The sequence below is a fragment of the Mesobacillus maritimus genome (assembly GCF_044803185.1).
In the GTDB taxonomy this organism is placed as follows: Bacteria; Bacillota; Bacilli; order Bacillales; family Cytobacillaceae; genus Mesobacillus_B; species Mesobacillus_B maritimus_B.
Map to the genome: position 1 here is coordinate 1,808,797 of NZ_CP085225.1, position 22,929 is coordinate 1,831,725.

Sequence of the window (22,929 nt, forward strand, 5' to 3'; positions counted from 1 at the left end):
GACCCCTAATAAATAGAAGAATTATAAATAGAAGTGAGGGTTTACATGCTGACATATTTGTTATTGATTATTTTAGTTTCAAATCTTTTTGTAGGTATTCTACTAGGAATCTCCAGTATTGGGGGATTCCTTCTTCCTTTGATTTTTGTTGGTTTTTTAGAGTTTCCACTAAGAGATTCACTAGCTTTAAGTTTTGTTTCCTTTGCGATCGCAGGGGTGTTTGGGGCTTATTATTATTGGAAATCAGGGAACATGGATGTAAAGCTTGCGACGTTCCTTAGTATTGGGAGTATCCCTGGAGCTCTTATCGGAGTAAAGCTGAATGTGATTATTCCTGAAGATATAGCGAAACTGCTACTGTATCTCTTTGTCCTAGGAGCGGGTGTATCACTTCTAATAAAAAGGAAAAAGGGCAATCAAAATGTGGAGGGGCTATCACAAAAATCAAAGTTATTGGAGAATAAAACATCGATCCTAATTATTGGATTTATCTCGGCAGCAATCTGTTCTTTAACTGGTGCCGGTGGTCCTATCTTATTAGTCCCATTGCTTTCAAATTTAGGCGTAAGCATTAGAGTGGCAGTGGGCGTGTGCTTATTAAATTCTGTCGTTATTGCCATCCCATCGGTATTTGGTTATTTCCAATATTCGAATATGGAGAATATAACACTATTATTAGCGGCAAGTGTCCTCGGGCAGATTTTTGGAACATTAATAGGTTCTTTCTTTTCAAACAAAGTAAAGGTAAGTCATTTAAGTATTTCCATTGCTACACTGACGGTGGTATCATCAACATATATGATATTCAGGTTATTCATATAAGCCTTGTGCCTAGTTCCAGAAAACAAAAGTTAGGATGGTAAACCTTGTCGATACGAAATATACCAAAAGTTCATAAACAAACGGCAACTAAACAAGCCATTGAATATTTAAAAAAATATATCTTAGAATCCAATGATCATGAAAAAAACAAGCTCCCCTCTGAAACACATTTAGCTGCGGAGCTTGGGATAAGTAGGCTGACGGTTAGGGAAGCTCTTACTGTCCTTGAAAATGAAGGTTTTATTACCCGAAGTCAAGGAAGCAGTAGTACGATTACGACCTTCGCAAGAAAGCTTACCGAAAAAATTGACCACGCAGGCGAACTCAAAAAGTTTATTAAGGATTGTGGGTACGAAGTGTTGGTTGATCATATTACTTATTCCTGGGAGAAGTCAACGAAAGAACAAGCAGAAGCGTTAAAAATAACGCCCGATGATGAATTATTTATCGTGAAAAAAAGGTTTTGTGCAGACACCAATCCAGCTGTTTACTGTATTAACAGAATACCTCGAATCTATATGAACAAAGGACCGTTTTCAGATAATGATTTAGGGGAAGACATCTTTTCATTCATTGAGCATAAGAACAATTTCTACTTTACCCATGATTTTATGGAACTAGTCCCAAGTGTAGCAAGTGGTGAAATTGGTAAAATGCTCAATTTAGCTGAAAACACTCCTTTGTTGCGTCTCGACATTACAAAGTATACAGATAAAGGAATTCCAGTTATGTATAACACGGAGTATTATGTTCATGACTTGATAAAATTTACTGCGAGTAGAACAATTACCCATCATTAAACCAATTAGGTGCTAGTAAATTTCAACGTTTAGTCGGGCTACTACATATGGTAGCCCACTTTTTTTAAAAATGATCTAATGATTCATTTTTCTTCATACATCCCAAACAATTGGATGGTGCCTGACACCAGAGTTCCGTATCTAGGCTATGATCTGTTTTCCTTTCGGGTTGTCAATCACACCGTCTTCAAGACTAAAGATGACTTCTCCTTGTAATATTGTTTTTGTAACACGTGCCTCTATTTTCATCCCTATATAGGGACTATTAGTTGGGTTCTTATAGTAAAGGTCTTCGGACCGAACGGTATAAGATCTATTAGGATCGATAAAGATAAGGTCTGCATCGTATCCTACGGCAATTTCCCCCTTGTTTTTTAACGAAAAGCGTCTTGCCGCGTTAGTGGACATTCTTTCAGCGAAGTCTACGATACTCATCCCCTTCTTCTTAACCGCCAAATCAAACATCAAATCCAAATTGTTTTGACACCCTGTGATTCCACCCATTGCCTCAAAAATCGTCCCCCGTTTTTCTCCAGGGGTGCATGGTGAGTGATCAGAGCTGATCCAATCAATCTTTCCTGTTAAAAAACATTCCCAAAGTTCTTTTTGTTCTACAGGATAGCGTAAAGGCGGCTGACATTTTGCAGTCGTGCCTAATCGTGCCAAGTCATCGGCGTTTAATGCAAAGTAATGGGGGCAGGATTCAAGGGTGATATCCACTCCTTCATTTTTAGCCTTGGTAATAAGTTCAACTGCTCTTGCTGAACTGACATGAACAATATGCACAGGGCATTTCGTTTCTTTCGCAAAAAGAATCACACGAGAAACGGCTTCTACTTCAGCGAGAATCGGACGTGAATCAACAAAATCATAGGTGCTTAATTTACCTTCCTTCACTTTTTGTTCCGCTAACCGATCTGTGATGACTGCGTTTTCACAGTGAATCAGCAATATCTTTCCTAGGGCTTTGATCCTTTTCATCCCTTCAAGCAATGTGTAGTCATCGATGCTTTTAAAATCATCAGGGACCTCTGTTTCGTAGGTTGATAGAAAACATTTAAAGGCAATCGCACCGGTATCGGCAAGTTCTTCTAGATTTTCAAGATTATCAGGAGTAAGGGCTCCATAAAACGCGTAATCAACATAATTTTTTTCAGAAGCGATTTTCATCTTTAATTCGAGAGCTTCTTTTGATGTGGTAGCTGGTAAAGCATTAAGGGGCATGTCTATATAGGTCGTGGTTCCACCCGCAGCAAGTGCTCTCGTACCAGTTTCAAATCCTTCCCAATCGGTCCGTCCAGGTTCGTTTATATGTACATGAGTATCGACCATGCCTGGAAGGATAAACTGGCTATTTGCATCAATCACGTTTTCGTTTCCAAGTCTAGGGATATTCAGGCCGATAGTAGAAATTTTCCCATCTTCAATCAAGATTTCCCCTTCTATAACGCTGGATCTGGTTACGATTTTTCCATTTGTAACGATAGTTGCTTTCGTCATGACAACAATCACCTCGTTTTGAAGATTTTGAATTTATCATATCAGCAGATTAATAGGTATGGCAAGAATCAATGTTATAAAATGTAACATAAAAAGTTGGAAATCTAGTATTTTCAGGATGGTGATTTGATTTTTAAAAATATTAAGTGAGGTAACCTAACAATCTTGTTGTGGAAATATAGGTGTTCGTTCATATTTTAAATTAAATCTTGTAATAGGAAGGATGGTTGAATGGAATCTCAAGTGCTAAATAAATTAAAATGGCTTGCGAATTATGGCAAAGACAATCAAGAAGGGATAACAAGGTTTGTTTATACACATGAATGGCATGAAGCGCAGCAGGCATTAAAAGCATGGCTTGAAGAAGAGGGTTTTATTGTTGAGATTGATTGTGTTGGAAATTTACTTGCATCTATAAAAGGAGAGAGCATTCCGAATGAGGTTGTGATGACAGGGTCTCATCTTGATTCAGTTGTCCATGGGGGAATCTATGATGGGCAATACGGAATTATTGGTGGTGCACTTTCAATCTTAAGGACCATAAAGAAATATGGATTGCCAAGGAGAACCTTGCAGTTAGTTTCATTTGCAGAGGAAGAAGGCAGTCGTTTTCCTTTTGCTATGTGGGGAAGCAAAAACATGTTTGGGAAATCTGCGATGGAAGAGATTGAAGGAATCACTGATGCAGATGGTATTACTATGAAAGAAGCCATGAAACGATTAGGGTATTCTGGTATACAGCAACCGAAGACTGATGTGAGGGCCTTTATTGAAATGCATATTGAGCAAGGGAATGTACTTGAGAAGGAAGAGCTAGACATTGGAATTGTTCATAGTATCGTTGGACAGCGTCGATATCGTGTAACGGTTCAAGGTGAATCCAACCATGCTGGAACAACGCCGATGGGATACCGACGTGATGCGATGAAGGCAGCGAGTGCAATGGTAAGTCGCGTATTGGAAATAGCAGATGAGGGCGGTGATCCCCTTGTGGCAACGGTTGGGAGTTTTGAACTTAAACCAAATATTTCAAACGTTGTTCCTGGGATGGCGATATTTACCTTAGATGTCCGTCACATCGATGAAGCTGTTTTAGCCCATACGACAGAGTTGATGACATCGGAAATTGAAAAAATTGCTGAACATCAAAATGTAAAAGTAGAGATGGAACCCTGGTTTGAATCAAGTCCTGTTGCGATGGATGAAGAAATCATCCAAATCCTAACAGAAAGTTGTAAAGAAAAAGAAGTGTTATACAAACTGATGCATAGTGGGGCTGCTCATGATGCACAAGTTGTCGCAACTTCCGTTCCCACATCCATGATCTTCGTGCCTAGTCAATCCGGTATCAGTCATTCTCCTTTAGAGTTTACGAGTGAACATAATTTAGAAAAAGGAATCGAAGTACTTTCGGAGGCATTGCGAAAACTAGCATATTAGTAAAAAAAGGATAATGATCATAAACTATGTGAGATAAAGTAACGTGATGCTTGTAGAATTATCTAAATAAAACGAATATATAGTTAAATCACTAGAAAACAGTGTAATAAATGTTTTCTTGAAAGGGGAATGTTATGAAAACGAAAAAGAGAAAAATTTGGATTGGTTTGGTTGCATTCATTCTTTTGGTTCTTAGTGCTTGTGGAGGAGGGGCTTCTAATTCTTCTAAAGTGTCGACAGAAGACGATGGACAGCAGACAACAGAAGGGAAAGGTAAGCTTACACTCGGGTATGCAACGTGTGCTCATTGCTTACCGATGTCATTAATTCCGGACTATGTTGAAAATGTCGATGTTGAAGCAACAAATTTTGCATCAGGCAATGATGTGTTAACAGCTCTTATTTCAGGTAGTTTGGATGTTGCCCAAGTAACATATCTGCACTACATAACAGCACTAGATAAAGGATTTGATGTAGTGGCGATATCCGGTCAAATTAATGGAGGGTCTGAAATTCTTGTTGGTAATGATGTTCCTCTTGAGGAGAATGACTGGGATGGATTCAAGAAGTTGATTGAGTCCGGAGAAAAACTAAAAGTTGCCGCTTCACGTGGAAATGCGCAAGATATTCACATGAGAGGAGAGTTTTTACTGAATGGGATTGACCCTGTAAAGGACGTAGAAATTATAAATATTGCCAATCCTGCTGACCATGCAAGTGCACTGGAAAGTGGAGAAGTAGATATGATTTCAACGGTAGAACCATTTGCTTCTCAAATTCGTCTCAGTGGCGTAGGTAAACATTTCGCTTATCCTTATGAACAAGCAGCAGGCAATTTAACAAACCTCATTGTGACTCGTTCTGAAGTGATAGAGGAAAATGAAGAGGAATTGAATGACGTTGTGAGTGGGATTGTCAAAATGGTTGGTGATTTAGAACAGGATAAAGATCTGTGGTTAAAAGTACTAAGTGAACATACTTCCTTAAGTGAAGAAGTGGCAAAAGAAGCACTCAAGAATTCTTCCCCAGACTATAAAATGCATCAAGATGAGACTCTAGCCATTGCGAAAATGATGACCGAGCTAAATTATATTCAAACAGACGTAACGGAAAAAACCGTTGAAAATATGGATTACCGGTTCTTAATGAATGCTACTGGGTTATCAGAGGAAGAGCTAGGTAAGTAAAGAAAAAGCTTCAAAAACGATTAAAATAGTGGGGCTTCATTTTAGCCCCCACTTTTAATCGTTCAAAATTCAATGGTGAGGAGGAAAGCAAGTGAAAATTACTTCTAATATAAAATCTCTATCAACGAAATTGGTTGTTCCGGTTACGATTCTTCTCGTTTGGGAACTGTTTTCTAGGGCAGGTATCGTTTCTAGTTCCTTATTACCTGCTCCAACAAGGATTATTGAGTCATTATCGGACTGGATCTTTGGAATATCAGGGGTAGCAGAGGCAAATAGTGGGCAATGGATAAAGGATGCCGGTAGCAGTGCAATGAGGGTGATTGTCGGGTATAGCTTAGCAGTTGTAAGTGCAGTCATTATTGGTATTTTCATAGGTTGGTGGAAATTCGCTGAAAAATTAATAGAGCCGACGATCCAGTTGCTTCGCCCGATTCCACCTGTTGCTTGGATTCCCTTGGCAATCATCTGGTTTGGAATTGCCGATAAACCAGCCATATTTCTAGTTTTCCTAGCCTCGTTTTTCCCAATATTAATCAACACGATTCATGGAGTAAAAACGGTAGACAAAAATCTAGTTCGGGCAGGAGGCATGATGGGAGCAAAACAATGGCACACACTGCTTTATGTCATTCTCCCAGCCGCACTTCCCAACATACTAGCTGGAATGAGAATTGGTGTGGGGTCCGCTTGGATGTTAACGGTAACGGCAGAAATGGTGGCCGTTAATAGTGGTCTAGGATATGTACTTTGGGATTCATACTATTTCCTTAGATATGATTTAGTTATTGCCAGTATGGTGAGTATTGGAATACTGGGATTTTTCACAGATTTTCTTATTAAGAAACTGATGCATATAGCATTACCTTGGCAGCGTGGATCTTCGATTGAAAGTATTCAATGATAAGGAGAGTGGAATTAAATGGCGTTTTTAGAAGTGAAGAATGTTGAAAAAGTATTCAAAGACGAGAAGCGTGGGACGGAACTGAAAGCACTGGATAATATTAATTTTTCCATTATGGAAAATGAGTTTGTTTGCTTGCTTGGCGGAAGTGGCTGCGGAAAATCAACCCTGTTAAACATGATTGCGGGATTTGATAAACCTACATCAGGGGAAATTTTAATGAACGGTAAGAAAATTGAACGAATGGGTGCTGACCGTGGGATGGTTTTTCAACAGCCAACTCTCATGCCATGGTTAACAGTTTCCAAGAATATCTCCTTCCATTTAAAACTGAAGGGAGCTAATAAGAAGAAGCAGAAAGAAGAAGCTCAAAAATATATTGATATGGTTGGGTTAACGGGATTCGAAAAGCATTATCCTCATGAATTGTCCGGTGGGATGAACCAACGGGTAGGGATCGCTAGAGCTCTTTTGCTCAATCCCTCTTTAATATTAATGGATGAACCTTTCGCAGCCCTTGATCCATTTACAAAATCAGACATGCAGGAAGAATTGGTTCGAATCTGGCAGGAACATAAACGTACGATCATATTTGTTACCCATTCCGTGGAAGAAGCCTTGATTCTAGGTACTAAGATCATTGTGCTAAGTAAACGGCCAGGTAGAGTCAATAAAATCATTGATCTCGACATGGATCGGCCACGTGATACAACATCCACTATTTTTAATCAGCACAAGCGTGAGATTCTAGGTCTCATTCATGAAAACAAAGATCCAGAGGCAGGAAGGCCAATACACCAAGTCATATAGGAGGGACTCACGTGTGCACGTTGGTGATGAAACGGGATAAGATAAGCGACATGTTGGTTGCAGCTAAAACAGTCGATACACCGAAAACACTTCTGACCTTTAATCGGAAATTAAGGAGTTCTACTACCTATGAATATATATTCTTTAAAATGGGGTGGCAAAAAGGGATTAACTCTGGAATCAATGAAGAAGGTTTAACGATCCTTTCTTCATTTGCAAGCACGACCTTACAGGAATTTAAGACAAATCTTCAAGATACAAGGGGTATTGCGAATGAGTACATTCTTAGCCATTACAGCTATGTGAATGATGCATTGGAGGAGCTGGAAGTGTTTTTCTCTAAACAGCCGAGCGATGTAGGAGGAATCCATTTTCTAATGGATGCAACGGGCTCCATGGGAATCCTTGAGCACGAACCTACCAATAAAGTAAAGACGCAAATGGTAGAGTTGGACTGTGCTGTGCGAGCCAATGGACCACTATTACTGCAAAACACGAAAGAAAGATTACTACTAGATTGGGAAGATCGTAGGTTGCGTTATGACCAAGCTAAATCAGGATTAATAAACGTTACTGGAGAATCTTGGTTAGATTCAATGAAAGAGCTTTTAAGTTCGCATTTTTCAAAAGATCAACTTCAAACCGGCCAATTATGCATCCATGATTTTGAAAATACAGGTTCACGAAGTAAAGACTTGACTACTCATTGTACAGAGACCGCGCTGATCTTTGATGTAAATAGAAAAAAGCTTATTTACTCGGATGGGTCACCTTGTAAAGGACATTGGTTGGAACTCAAAATATGAAGAGGTGCTGAAATGCTGTTTTTAATAAAGGGGGATATCCTTACATTAAATAAACATTCCGAAATACTGTATCAATCGGCTGTTGTGATTAAAGATGGTTATATTGAAGCCATTGGTTCGTACCCTGATATGATCAATGGATATCCAGAAGCAGAGGTTATAGATTGTTCATCCATGATGATTGCACCTGGTTTTGTTAATTCTCACTATCATGGAGCTCTCGTGGTAAACCGTGGTGTTGGAGCCGATACAGGAGTTCCACCTCTATACTCTCGTAATGTTCCTCAGGGAGTATTGTTAACAGAGGAAGAATGCGATTTATTTAATATCCTCGGCTATGTTGAAGCACTGAGGGCAGGGAATACATGCATCGGGGCAAATTATATTCATTCCAATAGGAGTCTTAAAGCTCTTGAAAATCTAGGTCTTCGTGCTGTTATAAGTGAACGGATACACAATATTGATTTTTTTCGTGTACCTGAAAATCTGTATTTAATCGATGAAAAAGCACAATATGAGACCCTTTCGAAAAATATTTACCTTCTGGAAAATTGGCATGGAAAAGCTAACGGAAGAATCACTTGTCATTTTGGTCCTCATGCCCCAGACACTTGCACCACTTCTTTTTTAGAGGAAATCATTTCTTTGGCCCATAAATATGATGTTGGAATTACTACCCACCTTGCTCAAAGCAAAATGGAGCTAGAAGAAATTAAACGCAGAGATGGCATGACCCCTGTTCAATTGTATGACAGCCTAGGGATTCTTGGACCAAAAACAGTGGCCGGTCATTGTATTCATTTAACAGAAGAAGATGAAGAATTACTAGCTAAGACGAATACTAGTGTTGCTCATATTCCAGAGGGAAATTTAAAAAAGGGAGATGTAGCTCCTATAGCATCCTTGGAAGGAAAAGGAGTTAACGTTACGATTTGTACTGATTCCATGTCTGGCAGCATGTTTGAGTCGATGCGTTTTGGATTAGCGGTTCATAGGCTTTCTAGTGAGAAGAGAACTGAGCCAAAGCCACAACATATTTTAGAGATGGCGACGTTAAATGGTGCAAAAGCCTTAGGAATGGAGGAAGAAATAGGTTCGATTGAAGTTGGAAAGAAAGCAGATCTGATTGCGGTTAAGAAGAATAAATTTCACTTAGCTCCTATTGTTTCTCCTTATGGAACTCTTGTTCATTCTGCGCAGGCAACTGATGTAGAGCATGTTTGGATAGATGGTGAGTGGAGAGTAAAGCATGGGCAGGTAGTTGGCGTAGATGAAGAGGCATTATGTGCAGAAGTTCAAGCCTTATCAGATCAGTGTTGGAGCCGATATGCTAAGAGTTACTAATAGAGTCCATAAGGAGGGACAAAATGGCACAATTTTCAATAGAAAAACCCAAACCATTCTATGATCAGATTTATCAGAAGATTAGAGAAATGATTCTTTTTATGAAACTGACCCCTGGAGAACGGTTGTATGAAGCGCAATTGGCACGATTATTTGAAACCAGCCGCAGCCCTGTTCGGGAAGCAGTCAAGGCCCTCATTAAAGAGGGATTACTCATAACTGATGAAAAATCACGTATTTTCGTGTTTAAACCAACCTTTAAAGATATTATTGAAATCTATCAATGTCGAATGGCATTGGAATCCTTTGCTACAAGGTTAACCACCGAAAATGCAACGGACGCTCAAATTGAAGTGATTGGGAAGATTATTGAGGAAACAGAACATTATCTCGAGAATGAAGAAGAATATCGCGAGCAATTGATTCAATTAAATACAAAGTTTCATGAAACCATTATTAAATTCAGTAACAATGGTTTGCTTAAGAAACAGTTACACGAAATTAATTCTTTAGCTTACTATTTTCGTGTTATTAACTTTAAAGGGAAAAATCGCGGAAGAGAATTATATGAAGAGCATAAGGAGATTTACCATTATATAAAACTACGAGACATACAGCATGCTGAGGGTTCAATGATGAACCATATTGGGAATGATTTGAGTCATTTTCAAGAATTAAATAATGAAGGATTATTAGATAGATTATTAGAAACCACTATAGGAGGAAAAGAATATGAGAAAAGAGCCTAAAAAGATTGGAATGCTAACCCCTTCATCGAATACAGTACTTGAACCAATTTGTATGGAAATTGTGAGACAATTAGATCATGTTACGGTTCACTTTGCACGCTTTGAAGTAACAAAAATATCCCTGGAAGAAGATGCCCTAAGTCAGTTTGACTTTGAACCGATGCTAAAGGCCGCTGAAATGCTTGCTCATGCTGAAGTCGATCTTATAGCATGGAATGGAACATCTGGAGGATGGCTTGGGTTTGATATGGATCATGAACTTTGCCGGATGATAACGGAACGTACTGGCATTCCAGCCACTACCTCGATGCTCGCTCAAGTAGAAGCTTTTAAAGAAATGAATGTTAAGACGGTGCACCTTGTCACTCCGTATATTCCGGAAATTAACGAGCTGATTACCAAACAATATGAAAAGTATTGTGGCATTCAAACAATCCAGAAACAAGGGTTGGCCCAGACTGTCAATCGATCTTTTAGCCAGGTCTCAGATGTTAGAATTGAAGATATGATAAAAGAGGTTTCAACTGAACAGGCAGATGGAATTAGTATTGTTTGTACGAACTTCCCTGCTGTTACTAAGGCTGATTATTATGAAAAAAATTATGGACTTACCATCTATGATACGATTAACACTCTTATGTGGCAGTGCTTCCGTATGATCGGTGTAGATCCCTCAGTTGTGAAAGGATGGGGAGACGTTTTTAATAGTGGTCAAGCTGTTGTGAGCAATAAATAAATTTGGGCTTTTCAGCATATGTGTAGGGGCCTGACATCAGAATTAAGTGATACCAAAAACAAACCTTAATCCTAAAGGAAAAAGGTTTGTTTTTTTTGCTCGTCCCGACTGATTTCTTCAACAGGGGTTATCACCGTGCAAAAATGCGGAATCCGAAAAAACTTCTTAATCCTAAGCAGTGTTACTGGTGTCAGGCACCTTCCAGATAATTGGATGGTGCCTGACATTTTCTCATTTCTATAAAAAATAAAGTAAATTTTTAGTACCGTTATTATATAATATCAGGTAGGAGGTGAGAGAGACGTGAATGAGGAAAAAATTGAAGGCATGTTATCACAGTTAATTAAAATGGTAGGTAATATTCATATTGAACAGCAAGAAATGAAGCAAGACCAAAAAACTATGCAACAAAAGCTTCAAGAATTTGAGAAAAAGGCAGAAGAACGACATAAAGAAATACTAGAACGCTTTACGGCAATTGAAACGGATCAAGACTTTATTTGGGCGAAAACAGCAAGGAATGAAAGAGAAATCGCACATATTAAAGGACGATTAAGTTAACTTCATTAAATCTCCGAAAATTTACTTCAAATTTTCTATCCTCACCAAGGGAAGACCCAGATTGGAATACTCTCATTAGTTTTCCTTTAATATGTTTTTCGGAACTTACCAACCTAAGCTACTTTGTGAATCTACTGCCACTTTCCCATTGTTCCTGTTTCGATGCGTATGGAGTATATGTGAATAACTCTCTCGGCAATGAAAACAATTCTTCCGTAGAAACAAGTGAAAAAAATCAGTGTCATTGGTTCGTGAGCAACAGGCCTCCGGAACATGACCACCTTGTGACAAGTCACATTTTTCATACAATAAAATAGGCTAAAATTGAAAGAAAGATAGAGGTAACCCACATCGCGATTAACGGTTTTAATGCTTTGTTACGGAGATCTCTAATACTTACATTTAATCCGAGTCCGACCATTGCTGCTGTTAAACACCATGTGGTAAGCTCAGAGATGCTATTTATAAAGTCACTTGATACTGAAATCGTTGTGCCCATTCCATAACTTCCAATCATGCTCATGATCATGAACCCAAGTAAAAACCATGGAAATTCAACCTTCGTATCCGAACTTTTGTCTCCAGAGTCTTTTCTTTTCATCATGTACATGAAAAGAAGGCAGAGTGGAACTAGCAGAAATACCCTGCCTAATTTTGCAAGCAATGCGATGGCTAGCGCATCTTGTCCCCCTGGTGCTGCTGCTAAGGCTACGTGAGCAATTTCATGTAAGCTAATTCCTGACCAAATCCCATAATCAATCTCTGATAATGGTAAGAAAGGTCGTAATAGTGTATAAGTAATGGCAAAAATTGTCCCGACTAATGCAATGATCCCAACACTGATGGCGGTATCTTCATCCTTTGATTTTATAATTGGTGCTACTGCGGCAATGGCTGCTGCACCACACACCCCTGTCCCTATTCCAAGAAGAAGGGATATATTTTTATCTGCTTTTACTAGTCGAGCTAGCCCTACTGTCACTGAGATAGCAAAGATTATAACCCCAATATCTCGCACTATTAATCCTAAGCCATCCTGTAAAACCGTACCTATATCGAGCTTGAGTCCATACAAAATAATCGCAAAGCGTAATAATCCTTTCGTAGAAAATGCTATCCCTAAGCGTAGAGGTTCGGGGTAACCAAAAAATTGTCGATACAAGACTGCGATCATCATCGCGGATGCTAACTGACCAACATGATCAAATCCAGGCGTTTTTGCCAATAAGTAGCCAAGTAAAGCGATCAAAAATGTAAAGCCAATGCCACCAATCCATTTGCCAAAAGATGAGGTTCTTTTTTGAGGTTGGATAGGTTCTTTATTTACCATAGTGTAATCTGCTTCCATCTCTACACCACCTTTAACTCAGACTACACCTTTCCTAGCTATAAGGAAAATAATGATTTATTATACTTATCATAAGTAAAACAATATAATAAAAAGTAAATGAAAAAAGGGTTGATAAAATGGATCAACAGTTACATGTCTTTGTAACAGTAGCAGAGATGGAAAACTTTTCACGTGCGGCAGAAGAATTACATATGACTCAACCTGCAGTAAGCCAATATATTCAATCTTTTGAGCGTACGATGGGGACAAAATTATTGGAGCGCAGTAATAAATTTGTACGCTTAAATAAAGCTGGGGAAATTGTCTATCATCACGCGAAGGAGATATTAGGTCTCTATACAAAAATGCATTACTTAATCGATGATCTAACCAACAAGACGAGTGGACCTCTTTCAATTGGTGCCAGTTATACATTTGGGGAATATGTTTTGCCACATGTTCTTGCAAAAATGCATAAGAAATACCCATTGATTATTCCGACTATTACGATCGGGAACACAAGAGAAATAGCAAACTTGGTTTTAGGGCACCAATTAGATGTGGGGATTGTAGAAGGGGAATTTAAAGATAAACATTTAGTCATTGAACCTTTTGCAGAGGATCCCATGTATCTTGTGGCTTCACCAAAGCATAGATTCGCTCAAAAAAATGGTGAAATTAGCCTATCAGAATTAGAGGAAGAAACGTGGATTGTCAGGGAAAATGGATCTGGAACGAGAGAAGCAACGGAGAAAATGTTCAGATTATGTGAAATGATTCCGAAACATACATTAGAGTTTGGAAGTACACAATTAATTAAGGAATCGGTAGAAGCAGGTATTGGAATTAGTCTGCTTTCTTACTGGGCGATTCGTAAGGAATGTTCAATGGGCGCTTTAAAGATCATAAACGTAAATCAACTCCCAATTCTACGTAAATTTTCCGTTGTTTTACGATCGCCATTTCAGACTAAAGCATTAACCGTATTTTTAGAACTATTAAGAGAAAATAAACAAGCACCTTAAGAGTATGAGATACTTCAAAGCTCTTACGAAAAGATTTGCCTTTATCTTTGAAATCAAATCTTTTTTATTTTCAGATTTGACCTAATTTGCGTAGGAATTTAAGTTGATTTCTAAGCAGTAATTCTTTGGTACTCATATATAAAATAGTCTAGTTCCTGACTAGCTTGTATGGTTCGATTATCTTGAAAACCATAGGTTAATCCCATATTGATCATCTGTTTTCTCAAAAATTCAATATATCTTAAAAGCTCACGGCAATTTAACACTGATTGAACCGCAGTTCCCATTAATCTCCTCTCCTTGCAAAAAAATACAAACATAAATGATAGTTTACCAAATTTTTAGGAGAGTTAAAAGGGGTTTTTTGAACAAAATGTGACATCTTTTCTCCATTTTCTAGCATCTGCCTAGTGATGGAGATTTTTTTTCGTCCTCAAAAAAATCGTGTTTTTTCAGTGGTCTTGCACGGGTACTCTATGCTGGGACAAGGTGCCTGTCCCCTTGTCCCAGTGTAAGTAAATGTGAAGGTAGTGATGCTAATAGTTACTTTTTATTATTTGAAACTAGTATTATAATGATTACAAATATTTAGAATTTTATAAAAAGAAATGGTTGGGTTAAAACTCACAATGAAGGAAGCAGGGATTTTTTCAGAAACCAAACTTATTTCAAAATTGAAAATTGGAGGTCTATATGAATCACTCATTTCAACTGAATTTAAAAACCTTTTTAGAGCGATCGACTTCGTATTTCCCAAACAAAGAGATTGTTTCCCGTGAGCCGGATGATCGCATATTCCGTTATACATATGCTGAGTTTTATTCTAGAACCAAAAAGCTCGCAAATGTTTTAAAAACATTCGGAATCCAAAAAGGGGATCGGATTGCCTCGCTTGCGTGGAATCACCATCGTCATCTGGAATTATATTTAGCGGGACCATGTTATGGGGCGGTACTGCATACGGTAAATCTTCGGTATGGAGAACCTGAAATTATTTATACCATTAATCATGCCAAAGATCGGATTTTATTTTTTGATGAAGATCAGTTGCCAATTGTGGAAGCGATTGCAAACCAATTGGATTTTATTGAAGCTTATGTCGTTCTTGGGAAAGATGTCCCAGAGACCACGCTTTCTCCCATTTATAGTTATGAACAGCTTTTAGGGCAGGTGGATGATCAATTTTCATTTGAAATGATGGACGAATATTCTCCTGCGACGATTTGCTATACCTCGGCGACGACAGGACTTCCAAAAGGAGTAACGTATACTCATAGGAGCCTATATTTATATAGCTCTGCTCTATTGTTTAAAGATGTGACAGCTATTTCGGAGACTGACAGTATTATGCCGATGGTGCCAATGTTCCATGTAAACGCATGGGGATTGCCATATGCAGCGATTGCTACGGGTGCCAAATTGGTGCTGCCAGGCTATCGGCCGAAGGTGCATCAGCTACTATCATTCATTGAATCAGAAGAAGTAACCATAACCGCTGGTGCTGTAACACTCGGTGTTGAAATGGTCAATCTATTAGAAGAACATGAGTATAACGTATCTAGTTTACGAGTGCTTTGGCTTGGTGGTCAGGCCATTCCTAAGGCAATTATCGACACGCTCTATTATAAATACGGGGTTCCAGTTGTCCAAGGATATGGTGCAACAGAGACATCACCATTAATAACATTTTTACATGTTCGAAAAGAACAGCAGCAAATGGATGAAAGGGGTCACATTGATCTCCGGACAAGGCAAGGAACCTTAATACCTGGAACCGAAATGAAAATCATCGATGAATCAGGAAAGGAAGTTGCCTGGGACGACAAGGAGATGGGCGAGATTTACGCTCGAGGACCATGGGCAGCAGATGAATATCTAAATGATGAACGATCCGCTGACTCATTCATCGATGGCTGGTGGAAAAGCGGGGATATTGCCACGATTGACGAACATGGGTCGATTCAGATTGTTGATCGGAATAAAGATATGATCAAAAGTGGTGGGGAATGGATCTCATCCGTTCAACTTGAAAATGAACTGATTGCCCACCCAGATGTACTAGAAGCGTGTGTCGTCGCAATCCCTGATGAGAAGTGGCTCGAACGTCCATTAGCATGTATTGTCCTGAAACAACCGATGAATGAAGCAGAAGTAGAAGCAGAGCTAATCCAATGGTTAATACCAAAGTTTCCTAAGTGGTGGCTTCCAAGTCAATTTACATTTTTAAAAGAAATCCCGAAAAACGCCACAGGAAAATACAATAAAAAACAATTGCGGGAAGTGGTAGCCAAAAAAGAGGCAAGTGAAATATGAATGTAACTAGGTTTGAAAATGCTTTTCCCACTCAGTGCCAGATAGCAATGAGCGGGAATGGGGAGGCAGTTTTTTAACTATTCTTGAAATGGGGGATACAAATGAAAATCAATGATAAAGTTCGAAAAAAACAAATGAAAAAGGTAGCACTTGCTAGTATCATTGGCACATCCATCGAGTGGTATGATTTCTTCCTTTATGGAACGATGGCCGCATTGGTTTTTCCACAACTCTTTTTCCCAGAGTCTAGCTCTTTCATGGGAGTTTTACAGGCGTTTATCACTTTATTTATCGGATTTTTAGCCCGCCCAATCGGGGCCATCATCTTTAGTTCGTATGGGGATAAAATTGGAAGGAAAGCTGCATTGGTCACATCCCTGCTATTGATGGGAATTAGTAGTACACTTATGGGATTGCTTCCTACGTTTGACACGGTTGGCATTTTGGCTCCAATCTTATTGGTGATCCTTCGTTTTATCCAAGGAATCGGTGTTGGCGGAGAATGGGGAGGTTCCGTTACGCTTTCTGTTGAATGGAGTTCGGAAAAGTCCCGTGGGCTAATGGGAAGCATGACGCAATTAGGTGTACCGATTGGAATGTTGTTTTCAACTGCTGTCGTTTCCCTATGTATCTTCTTGACTGGCGATAGTTTTGCCGTGTGGGGTTGGAGAATCCCGTTCTTATTAAGTTTCGTTCTTATCATTATCGGACTTGCAATTCGTTTAGGGATTGAAGAATCACCTGAATTTACTAAAATGAAAGAAGAGAACCGGACCGCAAAAAATCCAATCATCGAATCAATCAAAGGACATCCGAAAGAGATTGTCTTTGCTGCACTTACGCGTCTTGCTGATAATGTACCTTTCTATATTTATACGACCTTTCTAATTTATTATGCGACACAACATCTTCAAATCGACCGGCAATTTATCACGAATGCTGTGTTGCTTGTGTCTGTTACCTTCTTATTTGTCGTACCGTTGTCCGCTTATCTATCAGACCTGTATGGAAGAAGGAATATTACTTTGGCAGGGATGATTCTTACCTTAGTTTTTTCCTATCCGTATTTTGCTATGGTCAATACCGGAGAAACGAGCCTAATCATTACCGCAATCATTATTTCAAGCATCGGCCCGGCCATTGTTTATGGCCCACAAGCTGCCCTGATTGCTGAAATTTTCCCTGTTCATTTACGGTTTAGCGGTGCTTCGATTGCTTATCAGTTCGCATCGATTATCGCCGGAGGTCTTGCACCTATGATCTCGTTAGCATTATTGGATAGATTTGGTTCAACGTCATCCATTAGCCTATATGTGGTCATTTGCTGTACAATCTCCATCATCGCTTTATTCCTTCTAAAGCCAGTTGATCAGTTAAACATGGCAGAAAATAAACCGAATGTAGTTTAGCCGGTTTTTAAAATAGGATTGTTAACGAAAAAACACTCTAGTAAAATGATAGGAAAATAGACCCTATTCTTTACCGGGAGTGTTTTTTCTTTCATAGAAGATTACGAATCCATTGTTTTTACTAGGTAGTTTTCTAAGGTCTCCATCGTACATTGGATGAATTCTTTTTCTAACACGGAGGAATATTTATTTTTCGTTTGGATGCAAATGAGATAGTAATTAGGCATGTGAATGGGGTCATCGTAAGGGATTAAGCAAATATCGCCTCGGGTGACTAAGGGATCGTTCTTCATTAAATCGGTAAAAAAGCCAATGGCTAAATTATTGGCAATCACATTTTTGGTTACATCATCAATGTTCGTATAAAAAAGGACTTGCCCAGGACCATATTTTGCAAAGATGTCATTCCAGGTTTTTCGAGAAGCCCGCTCATTGCGGATGACTAAAGGGTATCTCAACATGTCCTGAGGCTTGACCACATCCATTTTTGCTAAAGGAGAGTGCTTACTTACTGTCACCATCAATTTTATTTTATACAGGATGTGAGTATTTACGGTACCAGTGATTTCTTTTAGTGTTTCGTCAGATCCAAGAATAAAGCCAATATCTGTTACCGAATTTTTGACTTTCTCGATAATCGAATCGGTAACACTGGCATCAATTTCTATTTGGACATATGGATGCTTTTTTCTAAACGTGTGTAAAGCTTCGGGTAAAAAAGTAGAAAAGAATAAAGGAGCCCCTGAAATCGATAGGTTCCCTTCTATCTCTGAGGAAAGTTTCCCAAGTTCCTTTAACTCAGTTATTTTGTTGATGATTTCATGAGATAATTGTAAAACCTTTTCTCCTTGCCTCGTACACTTTGTCCCTGAACGAGAACGAATAAAGATTGGAATCCCCAGTTCCGCCTCAAGATTCGAAATGGCCTGACTCACTCCGGAATGGGAGACATGTAAACTCTCTGCCGCTTTTGTTATATTTCCTCTTTTTGCTATTTCAATTACATACTCCAGTTGTTCAATATTCATGGTCAAACCCACCTATACAGTCACATTCAAATTGAAGTTACTTTAAAGGGTACATAATTTTTTGATTTTTTACAAGGTTAAAAATTCACATGTGGGACAAAGGCGCCAAACAGCACAGAGGCTCCTAATATAATGGAAGCGGCCAGAGAAGCAATGGGAACAAGAATGGATGGCACCAACCAATTGTCATTTTACTGTCCCGTCCCTTTACTGGTCGATTGATGGATGTGAAGGGTGCCAACTATGTGATGTATCCGGTCTTCTTTCTTTTTACGGCTGGGATGGTTGGAAAGCATTCATTTCGCCTGAGGACAACCTCCATCACATAGACTTTAACCCAGCCGATCATCAGAAGGAAGCAAGCGAAAATGATTCAAAACCATCACCTAGGTTTTCATAAGCTGGGCATCTACTCACTAGTAAGAAATGCGAAACACTTTATTTTTAACTAATACTATAGGATCGTATTTTGCATAATAAGGTATCAAAATGAATCTTATTTGTAACGATAAGGAATATAAATCCATTTGCTACTCTATATAAAGGAGAATTTATGGGGGATTATTCATTTGATAATGGTCTGAGCAGTGAAGAAGATAGTACATTAAATAACGAAAAAATCCCATTTCTATTTCGAATTGGTTATTTCACTATGTATTGGATTCCCAATCTTATTAGAATATTTTCTACGTTCACAAACACCGGCAACCATTTTTCTGCTTTTATTAGTCCCAGTTGTCATTTTTACCTTTTATCAAAGTATAAAAAGAGTGGTATTGTGTACATTTCTCCTTAACTTATTTCATATTGCATGGGGAATGTTCTACCAACTTGTAATAGGTGGTAGTGTTCATCATCGTATCTATAACCATTTGGATTAACTCTTATTTCTTTTGCCCTTGGAATTTTATTGGGAATATTAAATAAGGAATTAAAAGAAATTGCCCACCGATACAGAAGTATCGTAGATCATTCCCATCAAATGATTGTCATTCATAAGAACGGCAAAATCATGTACGGTAATCCTACTGCTGTTCAACTTGCAGGAGTAAAACAAGCATCCGACTTAATAGGTAAATCCATCTTTGATTTTGTCCATATCTCGAACAAAGAAAAAAAAGCAATGAATCGAAATCGAAAAGTGATTGAAAATCAACGAGGAGAGGCCTTTATTGAATATAAAATGGTTTTAACAGAGTCAATTGCTTTTTAGTAGTCCCCAGATCCACTCTCCTGGAGGATTAGTTATTATATGCTACCCATCTCATATTTTATAATTCTTCACAAAAACTGGGTGGTCCCTATGACGGAACCTGATTTCTTCCTCGTTTTCATCAAGAGAAGCTTCTATTGCCCAAAACAGCTTGGATCAAATAAAACAGGAAAAAATCTATCCAAAAAAAGAATTTTTAAAAATAGGAAAATGCCTTTTTCTTGTTTTAACCCCTAGTTTAAATGGTAAAATAACCACATCCCCTTAGAGGGTGTTTTTTCATTAGACTCTACATAGAAAGTTGGAATGAAGAATGACCGAACGCAGCATTATCTTTTTTGATATCGACGGTACACTCCTTAACCACGATAAAAAGCTACCTAGCTCTACAAAAGAGGCGATTTTTAAATTGAAGGAACTTGGTCATGAAGTTGCGATTGCAACAGGTCGGGCACCTTTTATGTATCGGGATTTACGGGAAGAATTAGAGATTGATACTTTTGTCAGTTATAACGGCCAGTATGTTGTTGTTAATGGGAAAGTTTTATATACCAATTCTCTAAACACTACATCCTTAGAAAAATTAACAGAGGTTGCCCTTCGCAATGAACACCCTGTTGTTTTTATGGATCACGAGGATATGAAAGCAAATGTACCAGAACATCATTATATTAATGAAAGTATCGATACTTTAAAAATTGAGCATTTTCCTACGCATGACCCACATTATTACAAAAAACGCGATCTCTACCAAACTTTGCTGTTTTGTCGCGAAGGTGAGGAAAAACAATACGAGCAGGAATTCCAAGACTTTGATTTCATTCGCTGGCATCCTGTTTCTGTCGATATTCTCCCAAAAGGTGGTTCAAAAGCCAAAGGCATTCAAGCGGTTGTAGAGAAATTAGGGTTTCCTAAGGAAAATCAGTATGCCTTTGGGGATGGGTTGAATGATATTGCCATGCTTTCAAGTGTGACGAACAGTGTTGCCATGGGGAATGGAGAAGAAGAAGTGAAGCGCGCGGCGAAATATGTAACGAAATCAGTAGAAGACGATGGCATTTTACATGGACTTCAAATGGTTGGGTTGTTGTAAGCTTACGGACTTATAGGTGTCAGGCACCATCCAGAATATGGAAGGTGCCTGGTGTCCCAGCCCTGTATAGGGACGAGGTGCACTCTGTCTCACTTTCTATAAGGTTTCGCCATTTGTGGCAATGACGTTTTTATACCAGTCGAAGCTTTTCTTCTTTATCCTGTTATTCGTACCTTTTCCTTCACTGTCCCTGTCAACGTAAATATACCCATACCGTTTTTTCAATTCAGCTGTTGAAGCACTAACAAGGTCAATGGGTCCCCACGAGGTATAGCCCATTATTTCGACGCCATCCCCAATCGCGTTTTTCATCTCCTTAATATGTTCACGTAAATATTCAATACGGTAATCGTCTTGGATTGACCCGTCTTCTTCTACTTTGTCCACCGCTCCAAGGCCATTTTCGACGATAAATAGGGGTTTTTGGTACCGGTCGTATAATTGATTGCACACTGTTCTTAATCCTACTGGGTCGATTTGCCATCCCCAATCGGAAGATTTTAAGTATGGGTTTTTTATTCCTTCTAACAAATTGCCAGCTGTTTTTGCTTCTTCATGTTCAGGGGCGGTGCTAGCAACAAAGGACATATAATAACTGAAACCAATATAATCAACCGTATAATCCTGTAAAAGCTCTAAATCCCCATTTTCCATTTGGATTTTGATGTTATTTTCTTGAAAATAATTCATCATATAGGTTGGATAATAGCCTCGCGATTGGACATCCGAAAAGAATAACGTTTTTCGGTCCTGTGTTAACGCAGCAAACATATCCTCTGGCCTGGAACTATATGGATAAGTAATCATCGAAGCAATCATAAGACCGATTTGAGACTCCGGAATGATTTCATGACCTGCTTTCACCGCAAGGGCACTCGCTACAAACTGGTGATGCGCTGCCTGGTAAATATCTTGTTCATCCTTTTGGCCATTTTCAAAGAGGAGGCCACCGCCCGTAAACGGTGCATGGAGAAGGACATTGATTTCATTAAATGTCATCCAGTACTTCACCTTGTCCTTGTACCGATTAAAAATCGTTTTTGCAAACTTTTCAAAGAATTGACATCCGTGTTTGCCTTGGCCTCATCCTTTAATTTGAAGCGAAGCCGGGTAATACAATGAACAACACTGCTGACGTTGTCTTTTCCGCCGACATTTTCAATAATGTCTTTTGCTAATTGCTCATACTTCATCCTTAAGCACCTTCTTTCAACTCTTCAAATTATAGAAAACCTTAACTACTTAAACAGATATAAAAATAGTATGTTTCAAAACAAAGAGGTTATCCGAAAGTACAATGTCAATGTGGCTGGGAAATTGATATAGTTCGTTCGTTTGCCTTAAACTTACTCAACCCAGTGAACCAACTTTATAAGGAACGAAGATTTTTCATGTAGGCAATGGTAAGGAGCTTACGCTTTATCATAAAACATTCACAACTTCATAATAACCATCCTGTCCATTCTACCCCTTTAACCTTTATATCAACATTGATAGCTATGTTCATAATGGAAAGGACAGTGGTTAGGATGGCAAAATATCGAATGGTGCGTACTGAGTTTTGGAAGATTGGAGGCGATGACTCCAGAGGACAAATATTTTTATCTGTATCTGCTTACGAATCCCTATACGACTCAAATTGGAATCTATAAAATGACCAAAAGACAAATGGCGTTTGATTTGGGCTATTCGATTGAGAGTGTTTATTCGTTGATGGAGCGATTCATTCAGCATCATAAGTTGATTCGTTACAATCCGGAAACTATCAGGAGAACCAAAAGCCTGTGTCTAAAAACTAAGCCCGCAACTCTATCGTTTCCTAGCGGAAGAGCAATCCCAGGTGAGTTTATCCTCGACCT

At 38.8% G+C, this 22,929-nt stretch carries 21 protein-coding genes and 3 pseudogenes; 18 read left to right on the forward strand and 6 right to left on the reverse strand.

Annotation, left to right across the window (positions count from 1 at the left end; translation table 11 throughout):
- The first annotated feature begins 45 nt into the window (after positions 1-45).
- Both LG336_RS08585 and LG336_RS08590 read left to right on the forward strand, forming a co-directional pair.
- Positions 46-822, forward strand: a complete 777-nt coding sequence (locus LG336_RS08585) for a sulfite exporter TauE/SafE family protein (RefSeq protein ID WP_404332160.1) — start codon at positions 46-48, stop codon at positions 820-822.
- Between the two features lie 44 nt (positions 823-866).
- Positions 867-1,622: a GntR family transcriptional regulator gene (locus LG336_RS08590; RefSeq protein ID WP_404332161.1), complete on the forward strand. Its 756-nt coding sequence runs from the start codon at positions 867-869 to the stop codon at positions 1,620-1,622.
- A 141-nt stretch (positions 1,623-1,763) separates the two neighbouring features.
- On the opposite strand, the gene allB is transcribed toward LG336_RS08590, so the two are convergent.
- Positions 1,764-3,122, reverse strand: a complete 1,359-nt coding sequence (gene allB, locus LG336_RS08595) for an allantoinase AllB (RefSeq protein ID WP_404332162.1) — start codon at positions 3,120-3,122, stop codon at positions 1,764-1,766.
- Positions 3,123-3,353: 231 nt separating this feature from the next.
- Between allB and LG336_RS08600 the strand changes: the two genes are divergently transcribed.
- The 9 genes from LG336_RS08600 (at position 3,354) to LG336_RS08640 (ending at position 11,659) form a co-directional block, all read left to right on the forward strand.
- Complete coding sequence (locus LG336_RS08600; RefSeq protein WP_404332163.1) at positions 3,354-4,562, forward strand: Zn-dependent hydrolase; 1,209 nt, start codon at positions 3,354-3,356, stop codon at positions 4,560-4,562.
- Positions 4,563-4,696: 134 nt separating this feature from the next.
- Positions 4,697-5,749, forward strand: coding sequence for an ABC transporter substrate-binding protein (locus LG336_RS08605; RefSeq protein WP_404332164.1), 1,053 nt, complete (start codon positions 4,697-4,699; stop codon positions 5,747-5,749).
- Between the two features lie 91 nt (positions 5,750-5,840).
- Entirely contained in the window at positions 5,841-6,653 is an 813-nt protein-coding gene (locus LG336_RS08610) for an ABC transporter permease (protein WP_404332165.1), read from the forward strand.
- 18 nt (positions 6,654-6,671) lie between these two features.
- Positions 6,672-7,463, forward strand: coding sequence for an ABC transporter ATP-binding protein (locus LG336_RS08615; RefSeq protein ID WP_404332166.1), 792 nt, complete (start codon positions 6,672-6,674; stop codon positions 7,461-7,463).
- A gap of 11 nt (positions 7,464-7,474) precedes the next feature.
- Positions 7,475-8,269, forward strand: coding sequence for a hypothetical protein (locus LG336_RS08620; protein ID WP_404332167.1), 795 nt, complete (start codon positions 7,475-7,477; stop codon positions 8,267-8,269).
- Between the two features lie 12 nt (positions 8,270-8,281).
- Complete coding sequence (locus LG336_RS08625; protein WP_404332168.1) at positions 8,282-9,613, forward strand: amidohydrolase family protein; 1,332 nt, start codon at positions 8,282-8,284, stop codon at positions 9,611-9,613.
- A gap of 23 nt (positions 9,614-9,636) precedes the next feature.
- Entirely contained in the window at positions 9,637-10,362 is a 726-nt protein-coding gene (locus tag LG336_RS08630) for a GntR family transcriptional regulator (protein WP_404332169.1), read from the forward strand.
- Positions 10,346-11,098: an aspartate/glutamate racemase family protein gene (locus LG336_RS08635; protein WP_404332170.1), complete on the forward strand. Its 753-nt coding sequence runs from the start codon at positions 10,346-10,348 to the stop codon at positions 11,096-11,098. The genes LG336_RS08630 and LG336_RS08635 overlap by 17 nt, the downstream gene beginning before the upstream one ends.
- 303 nt (positions 11,099-11,401) lie before the next feature.
- On the forward strand, positions 11,402-11,659 hold the full coding sequence (locus LG336_RS08640; protein WP_404332172.1) for a hypothetical protein: 258 nt from the start codon (positions 11,402-11,404) through the stop codon (positions 11,657-11,659).
- Between the two features lie 301 nt (positions 11,660-11,960).
- Here LG336_RS08640 and LG336_RS08645 read toward each other — a convergent pair whose 3' ends face one another.
- Entirely contained in the window at positions 11,961-13,007 is a 1,047-nt protein-coding gene (locus LG336_RS08645) for a YeiH family protein (protein WP_404332174.1), read from the reverse strand.
- A 119-nt stretch (positions 13,008-13,126) separates the two neighbouring features.
- On the opposite strand from LG336_RS08645, the gene LG336_RS08650 reads away from it, so the two are divergent.
- The gene (locus LG336_RS08650; protein WP_404332175.1) at positions 13,127-14,014 is read left to right on the forward strand and encodes a LysR family transcriptional regulator; all 888 of its coding nucleotides are present in this window, start codon (positions 13,127-13,129) and stop codon (positions 14,012-14,014) included.
- A gap of 110 nt (positions 14,015-14,124) precedes the next feature.
- Here the strand turns inward: LG336_RS08650 and LG336_RS08655 are convergent, their stop codons facing one another.
- Entirely contained in the window at positions 14,125-14,301 is a 177-nt protein-coding gene (locus LG336_RS08655) for a Spo0E family sporulation regulatory protein-aspartic acid phosphatase (RefSeq protein ID WP_404332176.1), read from the reverse strand.
- Between the two features lie 406 nt (positions 14,302-14,707).
- On the opposite strand from LG336_RS08655, the gene LG336_RS08660 reads away from it, so the two are divergent.
- Positions 14,708-16,327 (forward strand): long-chain fatty acid--CoA ligase, encoded by a 1,620-nt coding sequence (locus tag LG336_RS08660; protein ID WP_404332177.1) that lies wholly within the window; start codon positions 14,708-14,710, stop codon positions 16,325-16,327.
- A gap of 101 nt (positions 16,328-16,428) precedes the next feature.
- On the forward strand, positions 16,429-17,736 hold the full coding sequence (locus LG336_RS08665) for an MFS transporter (protein WP_404332178.1): 1,308 nt from the start codon (positions 16,429-16,431) through the stop codon (positions 17,734-17,736).
- Between the two features lie 101 nt (positions 17,737-17,837).
- On the opposite strand, the gene LG336_RS08670 is transcribed toward LG336_RS08665, so the two are convergent.
- A complete protein-coding gene (locus LG336_RS08670; RefSeq protein ID WP_404332179.1) occupies positions 17,838-18,764 on the reverse strand; it encodes a LysR substrate-binding domain-containing protein in 927 nt (308 codons plus the stop codon).
- A 169-nt stretch (positions 18,765-18,933) separates the two neighbouring features.
- On the opposite strand from LG336_RS08670, the gene LG336_RS08675 reads away from it, so the two are divergent.
- From LG336_RS08675 to LG336_RS08685, 3 genes are all read left to right on the forward strand, one after another.
- On the forward strand, positions 18,934-19,164 hold the full coding sequence (locus tag LG336_RS08675) for a hypothetical protein (protein WP_404332180.1): 231 nt from the start codon (positions 18,934-18,936) through the stop codon (positions 19,162-19,164).
- Positions 19,165-19,674: 510 nt separating this feature from the next.
- Positions 19,675-19,977, forward strand: a complete 303-nt coding sequence (locus tag LG336_RS08680; protein ID WP_404332181.1) for a PAS domain-containing protein — start codon at positions 19,675-19,677, stop codon at positions 19,975-19,977.
- 313 nt (positions 19,978-20,290) lie between these two features.
- Positions 20,291-21,070 (forward strand): Cof-type HAD-IIB family hydrolase, encoded by a 780-nt coding sequence (locus tag LG336_RS08685; protein WP_404332182.1) that lies wholly within the window; start codon positions 20,291-20,293, stop codon positions 21,068-21,070.
- A gap of 96 nt (positions 21,071-21,166) precedes the next feature.
- Here the strand turns inward: LG336_RS08685 and LG336_RS08690 are convergent.
- Both LG336_RS08690 and LG336_RS08695 read right to left on the reverse strand, forming a co-directional pair.
- A pseudogene (locus LG336_RS08690) lies at positions 21,167-22,132 on the reverse strand (family 1 glycosylhydrolase); the annotation flags it as partial.
- Positions 22,132-22,263, reverse strand: a pseudogene (locus LG336_RS08695) (PTS transporter subunit EIIB); the annotation flags it as partial. The pseudogenes LG336_RS08695 and LG336_RS08690, both read right to left, overlap by 1 nt.
- A 336-nt stretch (positions 22,264-22,599) precedes the next feature.
- On the opposite strand from LG336_RS08695, the pseudogene LG336_RS08700 reads away from it, so the two are divergent.
- Positions 22,600-22,834, forward strand: a pseudogene (locus LG336_RS08700) (DNA replication protein DnaD); the annotation flags it as partial.
- Positions 22,835-22,929: the final 95 nt, after the last annotated feature.